Annotated in this window: 18 protein-coding genes; 6 read left to right on the top strand and 12 right to left on the bottom strand. The window is 61.0% G+C overall.

The window, feature by feature from the left end; all coding sequences use genetic code 11:
- Positions 1-235: 235 nt before the first annotated feature.
- The 3 genes from N0P34_RS18515 to modA all read right to left on the bottom strand — a co-directional run bounded on the left by N0P34_RS18515 (position 236) and on the right by modA (position 3,140).
- Entirely contained in the window at positions 236-1,411 is a 1,176-nt protein-coding gene (locus tag N0P34_RS18515; RefSeq protein ID WP_275607026.1) for an alpha-hydroxy acid oxidase, read from the bottom strand.
- A 174-nt stretch (positions 1,412-1,585) separates the two neighbouring features.
- Complete coding sequence (gene modB / locus N0P34_RS18510; RefSeq protein WP_275604685.1) at positions 1,586-2,266, bottom strand: molybdate ABC transporter permease subunit; 681 nt, start codon at positions 2,264-2,266, stop codon at positions 1,586-1,588.
- A gap of 145 nt (positions 2,267-2,411) precedes the next feature.
- Positions 2,412-3,140 (bottom strand): molybdate ABC transporter substrate-binding protein, encoded by a 729-nt coding sequence (gene modA, locus N0P34_RS18505; protein ID WP_275604684.1) that lies wholly within the window; start codon positions 3,138-3,140, stop codon positions 2,412-2,414.
- A gap of 569 nt (positions 3,141-3,709) precedes the next feature.
- Here modA and N0P34_RS18500 point away from each other — a divergent pair.
- The 3 genes from N0P34_RS18500 to N0P34_RS18490 all read left to right on the top strand — a co-directional run bounded on the left by N0P34_RS18500 (position 3,710) and on the right by N0P34_RS18490 (position 8,406).
- On the top strand, positions 3,710-4,180 hold the full coding sequence (locus tag N0P34_RS18500; RefSeq protein ID WP_275604683.1) for a PHP domain-containing protein: 471 nt from the start codon (positions 3,710-3,712) through the stop codon (positions 4,178-4,180).
- Positions 4,181-4,277: 97 nt separating this feature from the next.
- Positions 4,278-4,802 carry a hypothetical protein gene (locus N0P34_RS18495; protein ID WP_275604682.1) on the top strand — a complete coding sequence of 175 codons (525 nt, stop codon included), beginning with the start codon at positions 4,278-4,280 and terminating at the stop codon, positions 4,800-4,802.
- A gap of 160 nt (positions 4,803-4,962) precedes the next feature.
- On the top strand, positions 4,963-8,406 hold the full coding sequence (locus N0P34_RS18490) for a peptidoglycan-binding protein (protein ID WP_275604681.1): 3,444 nt from the start codon (positions 4,963-4,965) through the stop codon (positions 8,404-8,406).
- Positions 8,407-8,758: 352 nt separating this feature from the next.
- Here N0P34_RS18490 and N0P34_RS18485 read toward each other — a convergent pair whose 3' ends face one another.
- From N0P34_RS18485 to N0P34_RS18470, 4 genes are read right to left on the bottom strand one after another with little or no spacing between them, the layout of a single operon-like run.
- Entirely contained in the window at positions 8,759-9,550 is a 792-nt protein-coding gene (locus N0P34_RS18485; protein ID WP_275604680.1) for a metallophosphoesterase, read from the bottom strand.
- A gap of 2 nt (positions 9,551-9,552) precedes the next feature.
- Complete coding sequence (locus N0P34_RS18480; RefSeq protein WP_275604679.1) at positions 9,553-10,410, bottom strand: metallophosphoesterase; 858 nt, start codon at positions 10,408-10,410, stop codon at positions 9,553-9,555.
- On the bottom strand, positions 10,407-10,757 hold the full coding sequence (locus N0P34_RS18475; RefSeq protein ID WP_275604678.1) for a DUF6634 family protein: 351 nt from the start codon (positions 10,755-10,757) through the stop codon (positions 10,407-10,409). Before N0P34_RS18475 ends, N0P34_RS18480 begins: the two co-directional genes overlap by 4 nt.
- Positions 10,757-11,134 (bottom strand): hypothetical protein, encoded by a 378-nt coding sequence (locus N0P34_RS18470; protein WP_275604677.1) that lies wholly within the window; start codon positions 11,132-11,134, stop codon positions 10,757-10,759. The genes N0P34_RS18475 and N0P34_RS18470 overlap by 1 nt, the downstream gene beginning before the upstream one ends.
- Positions 11,135-11,340: 206 nt before the next feature.
- Between N0P34_RS18470 and N0P34_RS18465 the strand changes: the two genes are divergently transcribed.
- Positions 11,341-11,625: a helix-turn-helix transcriptional regulator gene (locus tag N0P34_RS18465; RefSeq protein ID WP_275604676.1), complete on the top strand. Its 285-nt coding sequence runs from the start codon at positions 11,341-11,343 to the stop codon at positions 11,623-11,625.
- A 533-nt stretch (positions 11,626-12,158) separates the two neighbouring features.
- On the opposite strand, the gene N0P34_RS18460 is transcribed toward N0P34_RS18465, so the two are convergent.
- From N0P34_RS18460 to eda, 4 genes are all read right to left on the bottom strand, one after another.
- Positions 12,159-12,455 (bottom strand): hypothetical protein, encoded by a 297-nt coding sequence (locus N0P34_RS18460; RefSeq protein WP_275604675.1) that lies wholly within the window; start codon positions 12,453-12,455, stop codon positions 12,159-12,161.
- A 310-nt stretch (positions 12,456-12,765) separates the two neighbouring features.
- On the bottom strand, positions 12,766-13,302 hold the full coding sequence (locus N0P34_RS18455; protein WP_275604674.1) for a hypothetical protein: 537 nt from the start codon (positions 13,300-13,302) through the stop codon (positions 12,766-12,768).
- 243 nt (positions 13,303-13,545) lie between these two features.
- Positions 13,546-14,505: a hypothetical protein gene (locus N0P34_RS18450; protein ID WP_275604673.1), complete on the bottom strand. Its 960-nt coding sequence runs from the start codon at positions 14,503-14,505 to the stop codon at positions 13,546-13,548.
- 453 nt (positions 14,506-14,958) lie between these two features.
- Positions 14,959-15,594 (bottom strand): bifunctional 4-hydroxy-2-oxoglutarate aldolase/2-dehydro-3-deoxy-phosphogluconate aldolase, encoded by a 636-nt coding sequence (gene eda / locus N0P34_RS18445; protein ID WP_275604672.1) that lies wholly within the window; start codon positions 15,592-15,594, stop codon positions 14,959-14,961.
- A gap of 131 nt (positions 15,595-15,725) precedes the next feature.
- Here eda and nadA point away from each other — a divergent pair, with 131 nt between their 5' ends.
- Positions 15,726-16,793, top strand: a complete 1,068-nt coding sequence (gene nadA, locus N0P34_RS18440) for a quinolinate synthase NadA (RefSeq protein WP_275604671.1) — start codon at positions 15,726-15,728, stop codon at positions 16,791-16,793.
- A gap of 116 nt (positions 16,794-16,909) precedes the next feature.
- On the opposite strand, the gene N0P34_RS18435 is transcribed toward nadA, so the two are convergent.
- Entirely contained in the window at positions 16,910-18,004 is a 1,095-nt protein-coding gene (locus N0P34_RS18435; RefSeq protein ID WP_275604670.1) for a glycosyltransferase, read from the bottom strand.
- Between the two features lie 147 nt (positions 18,005-18,151).
- Between N0P34_RS18435 and N0P34_RS18430 the strand changes: the two genes are divergently transcribed.
- Positions 18,152-19,573 carry a mannose-1-phosphate guanylyltransferase/mannose-6-phosphate isomerase gene (locus N0P34_RS18430; RefSeq protein WP_275604669.1) on the top strand — a complete coding sequence of 474 codons (1,422 nt, stop codon included), beginning with the start codon at positions 18,152-18,154 and terminating at the stop codon, positions 19,571-19,573.
- Positions 19,574-19,621: the final 48 nt, after the last annotated feature.

Genomic DNA, 19,621 nt, shown 5'->3' with positions numbered 1-19,621 from the left:
AAGCCCGAGGGCAGCCCGGTGGTTGGGGGGCCATGCAATGAATAGACTTATCTGCTCCATCGCCTCCCTCCTCCTTGTGGGGAGGGACCGAGGGTGGGGGTGTAATTCTGGCGCAGCAGGCAGATCCCCCACCCCAGCGCCGCTAGGGCCTGATGGCCCAAGCTCTGCTACCCTCCCCATAAGGGGGAGGGAGCCAAAGAGCCGAACCTCCGTGGGGAGGGGAAGGAATTGCCCGCTAAGCCCGCGGCTTCGGCGCATTCCTCGGCGGGATGTCGTTCGAATAGATATTGTGCAGGCCGATATTGTGCACGTCGCGCTCGCCGCAGAGCGCCATCGTCGTGTCGAGTTCCTTGCGGATGATCTCGAGCACGCGGGTGACGCCCGCTTCGCCGCCGGCGCCGAGGCCGTAGAGCATGGCGCGGCCGATAAAGGCGGCCTTGGCGCCATAGGCAAGCGCCCGCACCACGTCCTGGCCGGAGCGCACGCCGCTGTCGATATAGACCTCGGTCTTGTGGCCGACGCGATCGACGATCTCGGGCAGCACGCGAATGGTGGAGGGCGCGCCATCGAGCTGGCGGCCGCCATGGTTGGAGACGATGACAGCATCGGCACCATTGTCGATCGCCGCCTGCGCGTCATCGGCGTCGAGCACGCCCTTGACGATCACCGGGCCGCCGAAACGCTCCTTGATCCAGCGCACATCGCCCCAGTTCAGCGTCGGGTCGAACTGGCTGGCCGTCCAGGCCGAGAGCGAAGCGAGGTCGTGATCACCGCTTACATGGCCAACAATATTGCGGAAAGTGTGCCGCTTGGTGCCCAGCATGCGCGCGCACCAGAGCGGGTGCTGCATCATCTGCCAGATCGAATAGGGGGTAAACTTTGGCGGGGTGGAAAGCCCGTTCTTGATGTCCTTGTGGCGCTGGCCGAGGATCTGCAGATCCATCGTCAAAATCAGCGCTGAACAATTCGCCGCCTTGGCGCGGTCGATCAGCCGATAGATGAATTCGCGGTCGCGCATGACATAGAGTTGGAACCAGAAGGGCGCGGTCGTGTTCTCGGCGATGTCCTCGATCGAGCAGACACTCATGGTCGAGAGCGAAAAGGGGATGCCGAATTTTTCGGCCGCCTTTGCCGCCTTGATCTCGCCATCGGCGGTCTGCATGCCGCCGGTCGCCGCCGGGGCGATGGCGACGGGCATGGTGATTTCCTTGCCCAGCATTGTGGTCTTGAGGTTGCGCCCCTCAAGGTTCACCGCCACCTTCTGGTTGAGCTTGATCTTGGCGAAATCGCTCTCATTGTCGTGGTAGGTGCTCTCCGTATAAGAGCCGCTATCGGCATATTCGAAGAACATTTTTGGCACGCGCCGACGCGCCACCCTCATCATTTCCTCGATGGTCAGGATCTTGTCGATGGCGGGCATGGAGTGCTCCAGAAGGGCGTTTGAGCCTGCCTAACAACTAACATGTTAGTAGTCAACTTCGCGCCGACCGGAACGGGCAAAGCGCTCCGGTGGAGCGATTTGAGGTGCGAAGGCCTTGAGAGCTACGCTCGAATGGCCGTTCCCACGCAAAATGCTTTGTTTGCTCTAGCCCAGTGGGCCCATGGACTTGCGATTGACCATGAGCGTCGAAAAGACGACGAAAAAGGCGAAGATCACCATGCCGCCGGCCAGCACATGGGCCTTGTCCCATTCGAGCCGCTCGACGAAATCATAGATGGCGATGGAGAGCACTTTGGTCTGCCCCGGAATATTGCCGCCGATCATGAGTACCACGCCAAATTCGCCGATCGTATGGGCAAAGGCCATGATCCCGCCGACGAGATAGCCGGGCCGCGCCAGCGGCAGCAACACGCGGAAAAACAGCGCCCACCGCCGCGCCCCCAGCGTTTCCGCCGCCTCGATGACTTCGGTTTCGATTGCCGCAAAGGCGTTTCGCAGCGGCTGCACCATGAAGGGAAGAGAGGCAATCACCGAGCCGATGACGAGGCCGGGGAATGAAAAAGCGAGGGTCCGCGCGCCCCAGAGCCCGGCCAGTGCGCCCCCCGGACCGAAAGGGCCGAGCGCCAGCAGCAGATAAAAGCCGAGCACTGTCGGCGGCAGCACCAATGGCAAGGTGACCAGCGCGCCGATGATGGTGGTGCCCGCGCTTTTGCTCCGCGCCAGCCACAGGGCGATCGGCGTCCCGACGATCAGCAGAATTGCCGTCACCGTCGCGGCCAGTGCGATGGTCAGCGTAATCGGGGCAAGCAGGGTTTCAAAACTCATCGCCTAGCCATCACCTGCGCCGGGACTTCCTGCAAGGGGCGCTTTTTGAACGCGATGAAGTAACAATTCACCGTGTCATCCCCGCGAAAGCGGGACCCCCGTTCAACATTGGTTCCCGCTTCCGCGGGAATGACCTCGGGAAAAATTAAGGCACCGAATACCCCGCATCCTCGATCACCCCCACAGCCGCCTCACTCCGCAAAAATTCCAGAAACGCCACGGCGGCCGGATTACTCTCACCGTGCCTCAACAGCACCGCCCCTTGGGCAATCGGCGCGTGAAATTCCTCCGGCACCAGCCAGATATCGGTCTTGCCGAGCACCTGGCTCGCCGCCACAAAGCCGAGCTCGGCATTGCCGCTTTCGACAAATTGCAGGGTCTGGGAAATATTCTCGCCCCACACGATTTTGGGTTCTATGGCGTCATAAAGGCCAAGCGCGGTGAGCGTTTCGACACCCGCTTTGCCATAAGGGGCCGCGTGCGGGTCGGCAATGGCGACGCGTTCGAACCTGGCCTCGAGAGCCCCCGCGCCAGGGCTCATGTCCCGGCCCGGCCCATAAAGCGCCAGCCGGCCTTGGGCATAAACGAAGAAACTGCCCGCAACCCCATGCCCCTCATCGATCGCCAGTTGCGGTCGCGTGGTGTCGGCGGCGAGTAAAACGTCGAAAGGCGCAGCCTGGCTGATCTGGGCATAAAGCGCCCCGGTCGCCCCAAAGCTCAAGACAATCTCATGCCCGGTCTCGTCCGCGAACAGGCCCGCCAGTTCTTCGGCCACGGCAGTGAAATTGGCGGCGACGGCGACAATGGCCGTCTCCGCCCGGGCCGGGGCGACAATGAGAAGGAGTGCGGCAAGGCAGGAGACAAAGCGAAGCATGGCGCGGCCTACAACGTGGATGGAAGCGAACGATGGGCGAAATCTTACCTTGGCGTTATAACGCTTGGGCCCGGAAGCCCGATAGCAGAGCTGCCCGGGGGAAGCGCTTCCCGTTATCTCTGCGGATTCGCAAACACTATCGGCTTGCGCAACGCTTGAGAGCACTTTGTTCTCCACCAGCCTGCTGGCCAAGGCTTAAATCTCCGGACGATGTTCCGCTATTAGTGCCTGCGTATCAACGAACAGCGCCTGCAGCGTGACCTCCACCATCCGCCGGGTTGCTGCATCCAGCCCGAGCGTCCCGGTGCTGAACACAGCCAATTGGTCATAGAGCCGTACTTCACCACTGCATCCGACAGCATGCTGGTGGCCGTAGCGAGGTCGTCGGCGGCCCCTGCATCCGTGAAGCCGAGGATTTCAAGATCAGCCGCCCGGCCTGCCAGCAGTGTCCTGAGCATGGCCTCGACCCGGTCGCGGTCAAGAATGCCCGACCGAAAATCGGCGATTTTGACTCTCATTCCCTTTCGGAATGAGAACATAAGCGGAACGTCATTCACCAAGAGTCAGCCATGCTTGTTCCGCGCCCGCAGGCGGCAACGCCGTATGCCGAGCTCCTTGCGGCCACCAATTTCAGCTTTCTACGCGGGGCATCTCACCCGTTTGAGATGGTTGGGCAGGCTGCCGGGATGGGGCTTTCAGGGATCGGCATATGCGACCGGAACAGTCTATCTAGGGTGGTGCGCGCGTTTGCGGCGGCAAAGGATATTGCCGGACAGTATCCCGATTTTAGGCTCATTGTCGGTACGCGATTGGTTTTTTCCGACAAGACATCCGATGTGGCCGTCTACCCGATAGATCGAGCCGGTTACGGCCGTCTGAGCGCCCTTTTGACGCTAGGAAATCGGCGGGCCCCAAAGGGCGAATGCTTTCTTGAGTTCCAGGACCTCGTCGAGCACGCCGAGGGTCTGGCGATGATTGTCATCCCCAGGCTGGAAAAATCCCGGACGACATCGCAGTGGCGGATAGGCTGGCACGGGTAGCCCCTGGCCGAGTTTGGGTCGCCGCTACCTATCTCTTCAACGGCCACGATACTGGCCAGCTCAATCACATAGCGGGGTTTTGTAGAGAATACTGCCCATGCTGGCCAGCATGGATCCACTCTACCATGTCCCCAGCCGGCAACCGATCCAGGATGTCCTCACCTGCGTTCGCGAACACGTTGCCATCGCGAATGCGGGGTTTCTCCTACACGTCGCGCACGAGAGCTTTCTGTTCCTCAATAGCGCTTTCAGTGAGAAACAAGTCACCCACCCGCGAGGCGGCTTCCTAGATGTCCACCAATTGATCGCGGTCTACGGGTTTGCATGGGCGTATTTTGGGCATTGTTTTTCGCGCTTGATATCAGACGGGATTATCGGGCTTTTCGCCTTTCGCCAAAGCGGCACCGCTTCAGCTCCCTTCCTGCGGAAGGCCGGCAAGCTCAGAAAGAGAATTGACGATGAAGGTAGTGGCCCCACTTGGAGCCCGATCAGTTCCGGTACTTGGTGCGGGCTTCAGGGCAGGAGGATCGCCGCGAAACTGGATGACCGCCCTCAATTACCAAGCCCGAGCTATAACCCTTCGAGCGAGATGCACTCTGTTGACCAATTTAAGTTTTTGTAGATCCAACCCATTGCCTTTATTTGTCTCATGTAGTTCGTAATACGCGTAAATTGCCGTGGGGGCTCTGCATATGATTCCGAAGGCTTTGACGCCTGCGGCTGTTGCCGTTGTGTTGTGTATCTCTATTCTTCAGCCAGCTCAGGCGCAGCGCGAGGTCGACTTGTTCTTCGGCATTGCTGGGGAGATGATCCGGCAGGGCGTCCAGAACGATCAGATGAAACGGCAGCAGGCGCAGCAGGCCCAGCAGCAGCAGGCCGCCGAACAGGCAGCACGCGCAGCCCAGCGGGCCTATGAGATTGAATTCTATACCCGCGCGCAGACAGCATTGAAATCACTCGGCTTCTACAACATGGCCGTCGATGGCGCGACCGGTCCCGGGACCCGCGCCGCGATTGCGGCATATCAGGCGGCTTTCCGCGTGCCGGGCAACTTTGAAGAAAATCAGCTTTACGACCTCGAGTGGCGCGCCTCCGAAGGTTGGCGCAGCCTGGACGAAGTGAACGAGGCTGAGGCCGGGGGCTTCGCCAACCGCGCTGACTTCATCGACGCCAAGGAAGGCGGCTTCGCCACTTTTGCCACTTTCCGAGCTGCGCAAACCAAGGGTTTTGCCGACGCTACCTCCTATCAGGCCTTCGTCAGTTCAGGCGTAGCTGACAAGGCGACATTTGATGCCGACATGGCCCAGTTGGCCGCAGCTGAAGCAGCAGTAGCGCAGTGCCTTTCCACCACCCAGGCCAAGGAATGGGGCAATGCGCTGGCGTCTTGTTACGCTGCCGCTCGCGCCGAACCGGCTGATGCAGCCGCAGCCCTTGCTCTCGAAGCCGCGCTTGCTGGTGCGGAGCGCGGTCTCGCCGAAGGCAAGGCGCAGCTGGCCGAAAAGCAGATGCAGCTTGCACAACTGCTCCATGGGACAATGGGTCGGCCCTCCACCGACGCATCGACAATTCGGGCGGAGGTCAATGATCTGGCCGATGACATGCTGTTTATCGAGCTGCATCTGCAGGCCGGGCGGTGTGGCGAACTGGTTGGCGCCCAGAAATGGGACGACGCGATAACCGCATGCGCAGCCAATGTGAAAGTTGATCACCTCGCCGGCGACAAACGCCAGCAGGCGGACGAGTTGCTAGCGCAGATCGGGGAGTATGGCGATCAGGCCGATGCCGGCCTGATGTCCGCACAGGCAGCCATCGCCGCAGAAGCCAGCAGGTTGGCACTGGTCGATGCCAAGGCAACTGCCTCGGGCCTGCTGAGCGATGTCGAAGCCTACGGGGCGCAGGGAGCAACCTTCGAGAAGGGCCTTGAAGTGGCCCGCGAAATCGTTGCCCTTCGCAATGCTGCAGAAGTGGAGGATGTGGCGCGCATCAAGCAGCATGCTTCGGCGCTGCAAGCCTTGCTTGACGCCGACACCGCCTATGTTTCGGCCCGGACGGCAATGGCCGACGCACGTCAGCAGGCAGAGCAGACGGCGGTCCTCGAAGCACGGCGTCAGGCAGAAATGCTCAATGACTTCGTGCTGGCCTATGTCAGCCGCAATGTGACCTCGAAATATGTTCCGGCGCTTCTGCCGCTCAGCGAAACACTGACCGCGGCACTGGCAGACGGCAATGCCGAGCACATCACTGCCGCTCAGGCCGAGGCTCGCGTCTCGCTGGAGCGCATGGGCCTGGAAGCCGAAGTGACAAGCTTTGCCGCTGCCTACAAGGCACAGAACGTGTCGGCGGAGCAGCTTGATGTTGCGGATGCCCAGCTTGCCAATGCATCCCTCGCGCTCGACACTGCGATTGCGGACGCCGAGCGTCTGGTCGACTCCATCGACAGCTTTGCCGCGGCTGGCGGAAAATTTGCCGATCCGATTGGCGTTGCGCGCGGCCTGACGCGCTTGAAGGCCTCGATGGGCGCGCCTTCTTTGCCCGATCTGCAGCTTCTGCACGACAGCCTGGCGGCACTGGTCGAAGGCGATCCGGCCTATGCCAGCGCCAATGCGCAGCGTCTCCAGACCAATAACACCGCTCTCGCCAATTCCGTCGCCCTGGCGGGCGAGGAACTGACGGGCATCAACGACTTTTTGCTGGCGCATATTGCCGCCAATGTGACGGCGGACGACATCCTGAGCGCCGTTGATCTTCAGATGGTGGTCGAAACAGCCCTCGTGGGCCCAGCCTCGGCTGAGACCGTTCGCACCCTCAAGCTTGCTCGCGAGCAGCTTGTGGCGATGGATTTGGCGCAAAATCAGGCCGACTTCATCAGCCAGCAGACGGCCCGCACCCGGGTTGCCACCGCTGATTTGTCCGACAACGGCCTCGCGCTGACGCAAGCCAATACTGCCCTGCTCGAAGGCGATGCTGACGATCTGTTAGTGCTGCGCAACAGCGCTGCACCCCACCTGGTCTATGACCTTCTGGGCAATCTGCGCATCGACGGCGGCGTGGCCAGCCTGTGCTGGCTACACCCCGCGCCGGAAAACCCTGTTGCCCTGCTCATGGCGCGGCAGCAGCTGGTGGAGGCGGGCATCGGTCAGCTCGATGTCACCCAGTGCAATGCACCGTTGCAGACCGCCGACCTTGCCGTGCTCCGCCGTGGCGATTTTCTCGCCCTGTCGCCGAGTGTTGCGCATCCTCTGATCTCAGCTTTCGAAGACGGTCGCTTCAAATCCTTCGTCACTGTGTCGGGCAGTGACGCCCTGCGTGAGGCCGATCGGCTGACCGCCGAGGCCAATTCGATCGCGGGCCGGATTGACAACCGCACCTTGCAAGGCTTTGGCCTGCTGCAGCTGACGCGAGGGCAGGGCGGCATTTGTCCTGCCGTCGAGACGTTGCAGCCCCATGCCGACAGTCTGGCAAAGCGTGCAGACAGCATTGCGTTCCAGTTCGCAGAGCCGCGCTTTGGTGCGCCGATGTCGGCTGACCAGGCCTTTGTCGCTGCGCAGCGCGGGCAGTGCTCGGGTATCTACGCCAAGGCCGAGGATCTGCGCTCCCTCTTGGAAGCCCTCAGCAAGGCCGACGTCTCCTTCACGGTATCCCCCATTTGGGTTGAGGCCGATGAAATCGAGGCCGAGGTTTTGCGCATTGCGCAGGAAAGTGCGCTGCAGGCGCAGCAGGCGGAGGCTGCAGTTGCCCTGCTTGCCGCAAAGTCGGCTGACCAACGCTCCGAACTGCAGCAGCGCCAGGACCAGTTGCGCGCCGAGTATGAAGAGCGTGCCATTGGTGCGCAGAAGGACATAGCCGACATGGTGCGTGCCTATTTACAGACCGGGAAGTCCGAGACCCTGGCTACCAACTTCCCGCAGACCCAGGGGCATCTCCGCCAGTTGATCACCAATAAATGGGTCTTCACCGGTACCGAGGACGTTCTGGCAGACTATGGCACTGCGGTCTGGCAGGGGCGCGATCTCGAGGCCCTGCTGGTGCGCATCGTCGCGCAACGCGAGAATGCCATCCTGGGCCTCTATGACAGCGATTGCATCGTCCTTGGCTATCTGGTCGACCGGGAGTTCCGCGTCAGCCGTGACCCCATCGAGGCAGCCTGCGCAGATAAGGCCGCAGTTGGGGCCTGGGCGACAGGGCGAGACATGCAAAGCGTCTGGAATCTTATGGAGAACGAATAACCAGTGCGTCCGAGTGTGTAGCCGAAATTACCGTATTCGTCCTTCTCCCAGCGTGTACGGCACTGATGGCGAAGGTCTCATCAAACGGAAGCTCGAAGATGATGTCAGCTTCGGGATCATGCCTCCACAAAATGGCCTGAGCCTCATCCTGCAGCCGTGGCGGAAGATTTGTTAGCATCCCATTATACCGGCCGCCGCGTTGCCGCTGAGCTCTTGTAAGGCCGGGCTTTCCAAATTCTGACATAGCGTGGACTGGATTAAAATGCCGACCCGCGTGCGGCTATACCCGAGCATTGCTATTTCAGATTGAAGGAAAGTCCAGCGAGTTGGGCGGCCATAGCTCGGTGGAAATCTAAATCTCGATCACCATCGCAGGATCGAACCCAGACGTATTCTCGCCCCTGTACCCCCGCGGGTTGCAGATCACCCTCGTCGTTCCCGCCCGATAGTCAAATGAGGTGTGAGTATGGCCATGAATCCAAAGCTCCGGCTGATGCCTTTCGATCGTGATCGACAGATCGCTGACAAATGCCGAGGTCAGTGGATCATTGCGGAATTTGGCTGCGACCGAGCCACGGTACGGGGCGTTGTGAGTCACGACAACTTTACGCCGATCAGCGGCGTCAGACATGGCGGTCTCGAGCCATGTGCGGGAGATGAGATGCTCCCTCCGTGCCCGAGTTGCACTCCAAAGCTCCCGTGAGTTCTCTTCTGGCCGGATGAGCCTGAAGTCGTTCATCCACAGCTCGCTCCACGCCATATCTCGTTGACGGCGTGACTCGTCTCCACGTCCAAAAAAATCGAAGTCGGACCACAGCGTGCTGCCGAAAATGCGAATGTCGCCGATGTCGACGAAGTCGTTGTCGAGGAGGTCTATCTCCGACTGCGCCGCAATCTGTTTCGCCTTGTCTTTTAGGCGCTGCATGCTGGCGTCATGGTGGTAAAACTCGTGGTTGCCCAAAATATAGACCACTCTCATTTGCGGTCTTACGTAACGCGCCAACCACGACACACCGCCTTCGGGGTCACCCTCGATGAGGTCACCCGCACAAATGGCAAGATCGGCTCGTACAGGGGGAAGAACAACACTTCGCGGAATACCGGCATGCCGGAGGTGAAGGTCGCTGAACAGCCAGATCCTCACCGCTAGACCTCGACGACTAAATCTGGATCGAAGCCTTGCGCGTACCCGTCCTGGGTAAAGCGGTACCCCCGCGGATTGGCAACGATCCTCGTTTTGCCGATCACGTAATCCGAGCTTTTATGGACGTGACCGTGGATCCACAGATCCGGCGCGTCGGGCCGGAGGAGCGTTGGAGTCAGGTCGCTTGCGTAACAGTGATCCAGGCTACCAAAGTTCTGAGAGGGGAGCGACATCGGGTGTGGCGCATGATGGCTCACGACGACTTTTGCGCCCGCGAACGGCTCTCTGAGCGCCGCCCAAATATGATTTAGAGAGCCAATGTGAAGATTGATGGTATCGATCGGGCGCATCGGCCGCCGTTGCTCGGGATGTCGCTGCGAGGGACGCTTGATACGACGGTAGTCGTTCATCCCATTGCGACCTTGGGCGACGCGCATTCTCTCAAAGATTGGAGGGTTGTAAGTCAGCCGGAAGTCCGTCCATAGGGTGGCGCCAATAAAGCGAGTGTCAGCTATCTCCACTGTGTCATTCTCGAGGAGATGAATACCCAGTTCCTTCGCCCGATCACGTGCGCTCTCGAGAACCTGCAAATAGGTTTGCATTTCTGTGGGAGGCGATTTTCCAGCGGTTTGAAACTGGTAGTAATCGTGATTTCCAAGGACATAGACCACCGGAACCCTGGAGAAGTTGCGGGCAATCCATTCCAGCGAGCGAACTGCCGGAACATCGACGTCCCCAGCGATAACGACAACATCGATGTCGTCGGCAACTGGTTTCGGCAGAAACAGCTGCGTCGACGCAACGAGAGGACCTCGGGTGAATTCCTGGTGGAGATCTGAAAGGACCAGAATTCGCGTCATGTTCCACCCGTTGGCGACTTCTTCGGTCCGAAAACCTCTCCCAGTTTGTAGTAGCGAGAGCTTGTTCGCACCCACCCTTTGTGGACGTTCCAGACCACGACCTCACTGGTTTGGACTGTGCGTGGCCCATGAAGAATGGGATGATTGCCAACCTTACCGACTAAGGCGGGCACTTCGCGGTCGACCGCGATCCAAGATGAGATCAGGGGCGCAGCGTCCAGTTCACCGGATGATGGGCCGTCGCCCCGCAGCATCCTTCGTAGGTCGTGAGCTAGTGCCTCGAGCTTTTCGATCTCCGCCCACGCCGCCGCGGCGTCAGCCAGTCCGGCATTGTCGAACAAGAGCATCAGCTCCACTCCCGGAGATGAGGACTCGGCTCGTTCCGTGGGAAGTGCTTCCCATCCTCCATGCCTCCAAGCCGCCAAAAGCCATCGCCGCATCTAATCCAGCGCTGACCCTCGGCCGCAACCACCAGTGGAGCGGTAGTGAACATTGAAATCGGGCCGCTGGCGGATGAGTGATTAATTGCCACCCCGTGCAAAACCGGCACTCGGGCTGCGACGACCTTCCAACGCTCAATCAGCGGCGCTTTGGCAAGCCGATCTCTGAATGGGAACGTGCCAGCTAGAAGGCTATCCAAATCATCCGCAAGCGACCGGGCTCTCGTCGCCTCAAGTTTTGCGGCGGCGGGATCGTCAAAACCCGATTGTTCGAGATTGAGCATTAGCTTCTCCAATGCGCGGACGATTCGGTTGGACATGCGGACCGGGCCTGCTTTGCAATCTTGGGTACGCGCGCAGCGGAAAGCAGTAAAGCATAATTTGCAGTTTCACTGCATTTTTTTGCAGTGTCGTTGCAAATAGGAGTGCTGCTGGATAATTGGGCTCGTTGAAGCTGGCAGGCGCAGAATTGGTGTGCCATGCCAAGTCCATGAAGACCAATTTTCGCATCCTGAAGGCCATCAGAATCGCCAATGACATGAGTCAAAGGGAGATGGCTAAACTCGCCGGTGTGAGCGAGAGGTCAGTCGCGAAAATGGAGACCGGTGGCGACACCACCCTGAAAACGACAAGGGCTGTCCAAGAGGCATTCGAGAGGCAGGGTGTGACCTTTCTCCCAGAGTTGCCTGGTAAGGGCTTCGGAGTAGTCATGCCTGAGGGGTGGGTAGGACCGGAGTCCCTTCTGCCTAAGGATGCTGGTTCGGAAAAGAACTAATCATAGGACATCCTCGGGGTCCGAGTGCCCTTCCCGCCCCAAGCGCACTACTGCGTTATAAAGGATAACGCGGTCGCTTATGGCTGCTCCCTTCTCTGCCGTCGCACCATGTGAGTTCGCTGGGCGATCTCAGCGGCAAGAAGCGATATTCCTGAGTGCTGCTTGGTCCGCCGGCGAGGAAATTCTCCGGAGTGTCAGAACTGGCGGGGGTATGTTCGTGCCGGCAACGGGGATGGAGAGCTGCCACCACATGGTGATCAACGCTACTAACATCTTGACGGTCTCTCGGTGCAAACAACGAAGGTCATTGGGTACCGAGTGGTCTATCAAGCTAAGAGGCAGTGTCCCAAAAAAAGCCCTGGTCAGGGTGGTCCGGCTCCTCCGCTAATTGGTGGCCCCTCCGCCGGCCCACCCTCCAATCACACCGCAGCAAGTCGGCATATGAAAATGACCCTGGTTCTACAAGTTGGGGTACTTTGCGCCGGTGACAAAATTGCCGGCCGCCGAGGCCGAGGCAAAGCGCAAATTGCGGGTCAGATGATAGTGGCCGCCTTGCGCTTCAGCACGCCGGAAAAATCCACTTCATGGCGCAGGCTCATCACCACCGAGCCCGCCGAGGAGACCGGATCAACGCGCACCTCGCTGCCCGCCTTGACCAGCCAGGCGCCATTGTCTGCCTCGACTGCCCTCGCCTCGATCCCGACCGATTCCAGGACGTGCTCGAGCTCGCCGTCGAGATCGTCGGTGCAGAGGATGTCGGGCATGCTGACGGGACCAGCGAGGAGGTCGCGGGGCGTCTGTCGGTGGAAGGCGATGCCGGCCTCGCACACCAGCCTCCCCGACAAACCGGCGCAGGGCAAGATAGTCGGCCCGCGAGCACGACCCGCCCTGGGGCAGCTCGCAGTCAAGCGTATGGTCGGGCATGTCGGCAATGGAGAGCCCCAGGATGCGTTTGACGACCAGGGCTTGATCGCGCGTCATAGAATTGCACGCATCGGTGATGGCGATCATCTTGCCATAGCCGGCAAGGTGTGGCGCCCGCAGACGGTCACAGCCCTTGCCGGACATGCCGACATAGGCATGCTTGCCGGAGAGGCCGAGATAGATGACCGGACGGTCGAGGGAACCTCCGGGTCGCACCTACGCCAACCCCAGGCGATTGAGGACGAAGACGTCCGCACGCAGGGGCGAGGGGGTCAGCTTCATGCTGAGACGGGCGGCGGACACCGCGCTGCCCTCGAGGCTCCTGGCTGCCTCAGGGCTCAGGTGACGAAAACTAGGCGCCGCGGGCTTCCGCCCTTCGCGATCTTTGGTGCCGTCATCGTCGTCGCCCCCTCCATTGCCGCCAGACGCCATGCTCGCACGGCCACGGGAGACAGCCAGATGCTGGGACAACACGCCCGCCTCGATATCGAGGTACCCGGCCTTGGCCATGTCGAGGATCGCCGCCAGTGGCGCCGGAAGGCCTTCGAGGGCATGAATGCAGTCGCCGAGGCTGGGCGAGCCGGTGGCGTCGACCAGGGCCAGGACCTGCACCTGGACCTCAGGTTTCACATGCGGACTATGGACAAGACCATCGCGTTCGATCGGGCGTGCGCCGTCAAACTGAGAATGGTTGAAGGCAAAGGGAAAGGGCTTGCCTGCGAGATCGCAAGCATTGAAAATACGGCTAGCCATAATAGGCCTCCAACAAAGGTCTGTTGCGGTCAGGCCGCTGGAACCGTTCCACCGGTTTCAACGGCCGTCTCTTGCCCCAGGGGCAAGAAGACCGGACGGCACGAAATTGGGCCGTTATCCTCAAGATAAGTTCCCGCTTCGTTCTGACAAGGATCAAAATTCAGATACGGTTAACGTAGCGTTAACGGCGCGGCAGGCGACGGGGGCGGCAAGCACCGTGACGCCTCGGTTGCCGGCAGAGCTCTAGAAAAAGCGAGGGGCAAAGCCGTCGCGGTCCGGATCATCGTCAATGTCCGGTTCTGGCAAGTCCCAACCCGGAGATGGCACCCAGTCGGGCAGGAATGCGTCTTCTGTGGCCGGAAAATATTCAACGGGCGTAGGGGACTGACGCGGCCGGAATGTCTTGTTGATGCCGCCCACGGCCGCAATGCTGACCGGCAAGGGCCTGCAAACCCACTTGATCTTCCAGCCAAAACGCTTCTTGGCGTAGCTGGTGACTGCGGTCCGCACCGAGGCATGACCTGCAGCAGCCGCGACCTCTACCGGGGACATGGAGTTCTTGGCTGTGGCCAGGCCAACGTGCCGCAGGGTGTAAAGGCTCACCCGACGGATGCCGACCCGTTTGCAGCGACGCGCCAGGCGCGCTGCCAGCCTGTTGTGGAGGCGCTTGATGCTGCCGGCAGCCTGGGCGGCTTTGCGCAGGAGCTCAAGAAAGGTCCTGAGCTCGGAGATGGTGACCTCTCTAAGCCCGCTAATGTCGATTTGACGCTCGAGTCCGTTGGCGCGCCCATTGCTGGCCTTGGCGTTCTGCACGATCAGGGTGCTATCCGACAGACGGGCAGAGTGGTACTCCCCTGGCCTCAGGCACAGCACCACGCCAAAGCTGAGAAGGCCCGTCAGCAGACGATCATCAGGATGCTCTGACTGGCTGGTCACCAGCGCGATGCGCTTAAACTCCTCGCGCGGCAGGCTTTTGCGTTTCCGGGCAGAGGTCTTGCGCGGGCCCTTGCGCTTTGGCTCCGGCCCCTTGCGCAACCTGCCCTCCAACCAGTCACGGGCGTCAGCATGCAGATTCTCCCACTCAACCCGCTGCATTAGGGTGGCGCGATACTGCCTGATCGTGCTCTGCGCCCAGCGCCCGTGCTGGTCGCAGAACCATTCTACGACACCCGCAACATCAGAGGCTCCAATGCGCTCCCGCACGGCCTGTCCGTAGAGCTGATGATATCGGCCTTCATATGCTGCCGTCGTTTGAGCACTCCTGCTGGGGAGTCTGCCCGTACAATCGCGCCGATCCATCTGTTCTCCCCCCGTTACTCGATGCTGTTCGAGTTTGCGGGCGAGGATTGCAAGGCACAACAAGACCTCTCCGATGGATCACAGTTCGAAGGTCGGTCAGGGGGCGGGGAGGCCCGCAAAACCATGCATTTGAGAGAGGTGGGGAGTTATGAGGAGTTACGGCGACGTCATGGGGAGTTACAGTGACGTCACGACGAGTTACAGAGGAGTTTTCGTAACTCCCCTGCTGGCTTTCTGGCCCCAAAAAAGCGCCGCTAAATTGGTTAGAAGACTTTGAAAATGCGCGGTTTTGACGTGAAGGCGCATTTGTAGTGGGTGGCAGGAGCTTTTAGGTGCTCCTGCTCCGCCCCCCCCCGCTTAGCCGCGCAGGGCGCTGGCTTCTCGGGCCAGGGTTTCGATGCGGGCGAAGTCGCCGCTTTCGATGGCGTCATTGGGCATGACCCACGAGCCGCCGACGCAGATAACATTGGGCAGGCTGAGATAGGTCTTGGCTTTTACCGCGTCGATGCCGCCCGTGGGGCAGAAAGTGATGTCGGGCAGGGGCGAGGCAAAGGCCTTGAGCACCGGCGCGCCGCCCAGCGCTTCGGCGGGGAAGAATTTGAGGAATGAATAACCGCGCTCGGCAGCGGCCATGGCTTCGGTCGGGGTGCCGATGCCCGGCAGCAGCGGGATGGAGACGTCGTCGGCCGCATCGAGCAGGCGCGGCGAGGCGCCGGGCGAAACCATGAAGCGGCAGCCCACATCGACCGAGGCGCGCATATGCACGCTATTGCGCACCGTGCCCGAACCGACGATGGCGCCGGTGACCTTGGCCATTTCTTCCATGACCTTGAGCGCATTGGGCGTGCGCAGCGTCACTTCGAGAATAGGCAATCCGCCTGCTACCAGCGCCTCGGCAAGGGGCCGCGCCTTGGAGACATCATCGAGGATGATGACCGGGACCACGGGGGCCAGCGTCAGGATGGAACGGATGGCATTGGCGTCTTGCGGCATGGACGATCCTCGTCTGGCTCAGAAAACTCAGCGCAAGGGTTAGGACTTGCCTCCAAAAGCTGCAAGAGCGTTCATTGAAAAGAAAGGTGAAAATACCTAGGTTCCGGCACACTTGTGCGGAGGAAGGGCCCATGGTTCAGACGATCAACGCAATAACTCCGCTCAGCGAAGCGCGGGCGATCCTCGCCCAGCATTTCGACCTGAAGTTTTCCAAGGCCATCGAGCGGGCCACGGACAAGATCTTTGACCGGGTCAGGCACCAGATCCCGGAGATCGAGTGGAGCTATTACGCGCCGCTGATTTTCCAGATCAACAAGCTCAAGGCCGAGAAGGACGCGGTCATTCTTGCCCATAATTACCAGACGCCGCAGATCTATCACGGCGTCGCCGACGTGGTGGGCGACAGCCTGCAGCTGGCCATCGAAGCCACCAAGGTGCGCCAGCAGGTGATCGTGCAGTGCGGCGTGCACTTCATGGCCGAAACCTCGAAGCTGCTCAATCCGACCAAGACCGTTCTCATCCCCGATAGCCGCGCCGGCTGCTCGCTCTCCGAATCCATCACCGCCGAGGATGTCATGGCGATGCGCGCCAATTATCCCGGCGTGCCTGTCGTCACCTATGTGAACACCTCCGCCGCGGTGAAGGCGGTGACCGATGTGTGCTGCACCTCCTCCAACGCGCTCGACATCGTCAATCGCGTCGAGGGTGACACGGTCATCATGATCCCGGACCAGTACCTGGCCCAGAACACCGCCAAGAAGACGCACAAGAAGATCATCACTTGGGCCGGCGCCTGCGAGGTCCACGAGACCTTCACCGCCGAGGATATTTCCGAGCTGCGCCACGCCTATCCGACGGCCAAGATCATCGCCCACCCCGAATGTCCGCCCGAGGTCATCGACGCGGTGGATTTTGCCGGCTCGACCGCGGCCATGATCGACTGGGTGAAGTCGACCAAGCCCGCCCGCGTCGTCATGGTGACCGAATGCTCCATGTCGGACAATGTGGCGAGCGAAACCACCGGCGTCGACTTCCTGCGCGGCTGCAATATCTGCCCGCACATGAAGCGCATCAATCTCGAGAACGTCTTGTGGAGCCTCCACACCATGACCGAGGAAGTGATCGTCCCCGAGGAACTCATCGCCCCCGCCCGCGCCGCGGTGGAGCGCATGATCGAACTGAGCCGGAAGCGGGATTAGGAGCCCCCACCTGACCTCCCCCGGAAGACGGGGGAGGGACGGATCGCGTTTGCGGCGATATCGATGAGCCACCGGCAGATCCCTCCCCCTACCAGGGGGAGGCTAGGTGGGGGGCACTACCGCCCCGCTATGAGCTGCCGGTAAAGCTCCAGATACGCCCCGGCCATCGCCTCCGCCCGGAACATGTTTTCATACCGTGCCCGAGCGCGAAGACCATAATCTGCTGCCTGATCCGGAGCCGCCGCCAGCGTCCGCATTGCCGCCCCGAGCGCAGGCACATCTTCCGGTGGCACGACCAGCCCGGTCTCGCCGCCGAGGTTCACAAAACTCGTGCCGGTGCCGATCTCGCAGGAGATCATCGCCCGGCCGGCGCGCGCCGCCTCTGCCAGCGCCACCCCAAAAGCTTCCGAGCGAATATGGGAGGGAAAGACGAAGGCGCGGCAAAGCTCGAGCAGGGCGATTTTGTCGTCGTCCGACACCGGCCCGACAAAGCGGACGCTCGGCCCGCCCATTTCCGCCCATTCCGTCGTATCCCCGCCGCCGGCAACCACCACGGGCAGGCCCGTTTCCCGCGCCGCCGCCATCAGGAATTGCAGGCCCTTATAATAGCGCAGCGCGCCGACGAAGAGGAAAAAGCCCTCTCCCACCTTGTCCCGCCAGCTCTCGACGAGTGCTGCCGCCGGCGGCGTCACATCGGGAATGCCGATGGGAACGACGCTGGTCTTGTCCGGAAAATTCGCCAGCACGGCGCTGGTGCGTACATAATTGGGCGAGGTGGCGACGATGGCGTCGACCTGGGAGAGAAAGAGATTCTGCACCGGCGCATAAAGCTTGAGCAGGTTTTTCTGCCGCACGATGTCGGAATGATAGGTGACGACGCTGGGCGCCTTCGGCCGGCCGAGAAGATGGAGCAGATCGGCCATCGGCCAGGGAAAGTGGTAGTTGACGATATCGGCGTCCCGCGCCAGCCGACGGAAGAGACCGAACCCCGAAAGCGACAGCCCCGCCGAGGCGATATTGATGTCCTGTTTTGCGAGGTGAACCCTGTGGTTGTCTACGGTCCGCTCGGTGCCGCCATGGGTCTTACTCAGGGCCAGCACATGGCTTTGCACCCCATGCTGCGCCATGCCCTCGACCAACGCATGGATGACGCGTGGCACGCCGGTAAAGTCGTCCGGCAGATAGGTCTTGTAGACGTGCAAAACCCGCAAAACACTCTCCTTGGGTCATCTGGTCCGGCCGACGCGGCAATTTTTCCGCCCCTCGCCTCGTGCTGATGGAGCCAGAAAGGTGGCAATGCGCACCGGCCTGCGTTATGTGCTTTGCTCAATATCGCCAAGCAGTGCAAGGACAAGCTCGTGTCATCCATCGTTCCTGTCATTCTCGCTGGGGGTCAGGGAACCCGCCTGTGGCCGAAATCGCGTTCCGCGCGGCCCAAGCAGTTCATCGACCTCATCGGGGGCGACAGTCTCTTCCAGCGCAGTCTGGATCGGGTTGGGGATGCTGGCCGCTACAGCCCGGCCATCGTCATCACCAATGCCGAATATCGCTTCCTCGTGGCCGAGCAGGCCCTGTCCGTCGGCCTCGAACTCGGCGCGATCCTGCTTGAGCCGGTGGCGCGCAATACCGCCGCGGCCATCGCCGCCGCCGCCCACCTTGCCGTCGCCAGCGATGAAAACGCCGTGCTCCATGTGCTCGCCTCCGATCACATGATCGACGCCAGCGCCGACTATTTCGCTGCCGTCGATGCCGCTGCCGCTGCCGCGCGCGACGGAAACCTCGTTACGTTCGGCATCACCCCTGATCGCCCGGAAACCGGCTATGGCTATATCGCCATCGGCGAGGCCATCGGCCATGGCGCCCACAAGGTCGCCGCCTTTGTCGAAAAGCCCAATCGCGAGCGCGCCGAGGACATGCTGGCCAAGGGCGGCTTTGCCTGGAATTCGGGCATGTTCATGCTGCCTGCCAGAAAATTCCTCGAGGAATGCGAAAAGCTGGCGCCCGAGGTTTTCGCCGCCTCGCGCGATGCTGTCGGCGGCGCCCATCGCGACCTCGATTTCATCCGCCTCGAGGAAACCGCCTTCGCCGCCTCGCCCAATATCTCGGTCGATTTCGCCATTTTCGAGCATACCGCCCGGGCCGCCGTGCTGCCGGTCAGCTTTGACTGGTCCGATCTGGGTGCCTGGGATGCCGTATGGAAGGGCCAGGAACGCGACGCACAGGGCAATGCTATCACTGGCCCGGCGCTCGTCTCCAACTCCACCAATTCGCTGGTCGTCTCCGATCATGCCCATGTGGTGGTCGATGGTCTCGATGATGTGGCCGTCATCGCCACCGAGGATGCCATTTTTGTCGGCCGCCTCAGCCAGGCACAGAATGTCGGCGCACTGGCCAAGCAGCTGCGGGCCGACAGCGCCACCCGCGCGCTGACCGAGACCCACAAAACCTCCTACCGGCCCTGGGGCGGCTATTCGTCCATTCTAATGGGCGAGCGTTTCCAGGTAAAGAAGCTCTTCGTCAAGCCGGGCAAGAAGCTCAGCCTGCAAAAGCATCACCACCGCTCCGAGCACTGGGTCGTGGTGCGCGGCACCGCCGAGGTTACGGTCGACGACAAGGTGACCATGCTGACGGAAAACCAGTCCATCTACCTGCCGCTCGGCTGCACCCATCGCCTCGCCAATCCGGGCAAGATCGAACTGGAACTGATCGAAGTCCAGACCGGCTCCTATCTCGGCGAAGACGACATCATCCGCATCGAAGACGAATTCGGCCGCAGCTGAGTTTTTGTTTTTGGGAACTGAGGTCAGTGACCCCCACCCAACCTCCCC

The organism is Devosia sp. FJ2-5-3 (assembly GCF_029201545.1).
Lineage (GTDB): Bacteria > Pseudomonadota > Alphaproteobacteria > Rhizobiales > Devosiaceae > Devosia.
This window is presented reverse-complemented; position numbering and strand designations above follow the sequence as displayed.

What these genes read in the sequence shown, in the direction of transcription:
- modB (WP_275604685.1), bottom strand. Translation starts at nt 2,266, where the DNA reads ATGAGTTTTGAAACCCTGCTTGCCCCGATTACGCTGACCATCGCACTG.
- modA (WP_275604684.1), bottom strand. Translation starts at nt 3,140, where the DNA reads ATGCTTCGCTTTGTCTCCTGCCTTGCCGCACTCCTTCTCATTGTCGCC.
- N0P34_RS18500 (WP_275604683.1), top strand. Translation starts at nt 3,710, where the DNA reads ATGCTTGTTCCGCGCCCGCAGGCGGCAACGCCGTATGCCGAGCTCCTT.
- N0P34_RS18495 (WP_275604682.1), top strand. Translation starts at nt 4,278, where the DNA reads ATGCTGGCCAGCATGGATCCACTCTACCATGTCCCCAGCCGGCAACCG.
- N0P34_RS18480 (WP_275604679.1), bottom strand. Translation starts at nt 10,410, where the DNA reads ATGACGCGAATTCTGGTCCTTTCAGATCTCCACCAGGAATTCACCCGA.
- N0P34_RS18475 (WP_275604678.1), bottom strand. Translation starts at nt 10,757, where the DNA reads ATGCTCTTGTTCGACAATGCCGGACTGGCTGACGCCGCGGCGGCGTGG.
- N0P34_RS18470 (WP_275604677.1), bottom strand. Translation starts at nt 11,134, where the DNA reads ATGCTCAATCTCGAACAATCGGGTTTTGACGATCCCGCCGCCGCAAAA.
- N0P34_RS18465 (WP_275604676.1), top strand. Translation starts at nt 11,341, where the DNA reads ATGAAGACCAATTTTCGCATCCTGAAGGCCATCAGAATCGCCAATGAC.
- N0P34_RS18455 (WP_275604674.1), bottom strand. Translation starts at nt 13,302, where the DNA reads ATGGCTAGCCGTATTTTCAATGCTTGCGATCTCGCAGGCAAGCCCTTT.
- eda (WP_275604672.1), bottom strand. Translation starts at nt 15,594, where the DNA reads ATGCCGCAAGACGCCAATGCCATCCGTTCCATCCTGACGCTGGCCCCC.
- nadA (WP_275604671.1), top strand. Translation starts at nt 15,726, where the DNA reads ATGGTTCAGACGATCAACGCAATAACTCCGCTCAGCGAAGCGCGGGCG.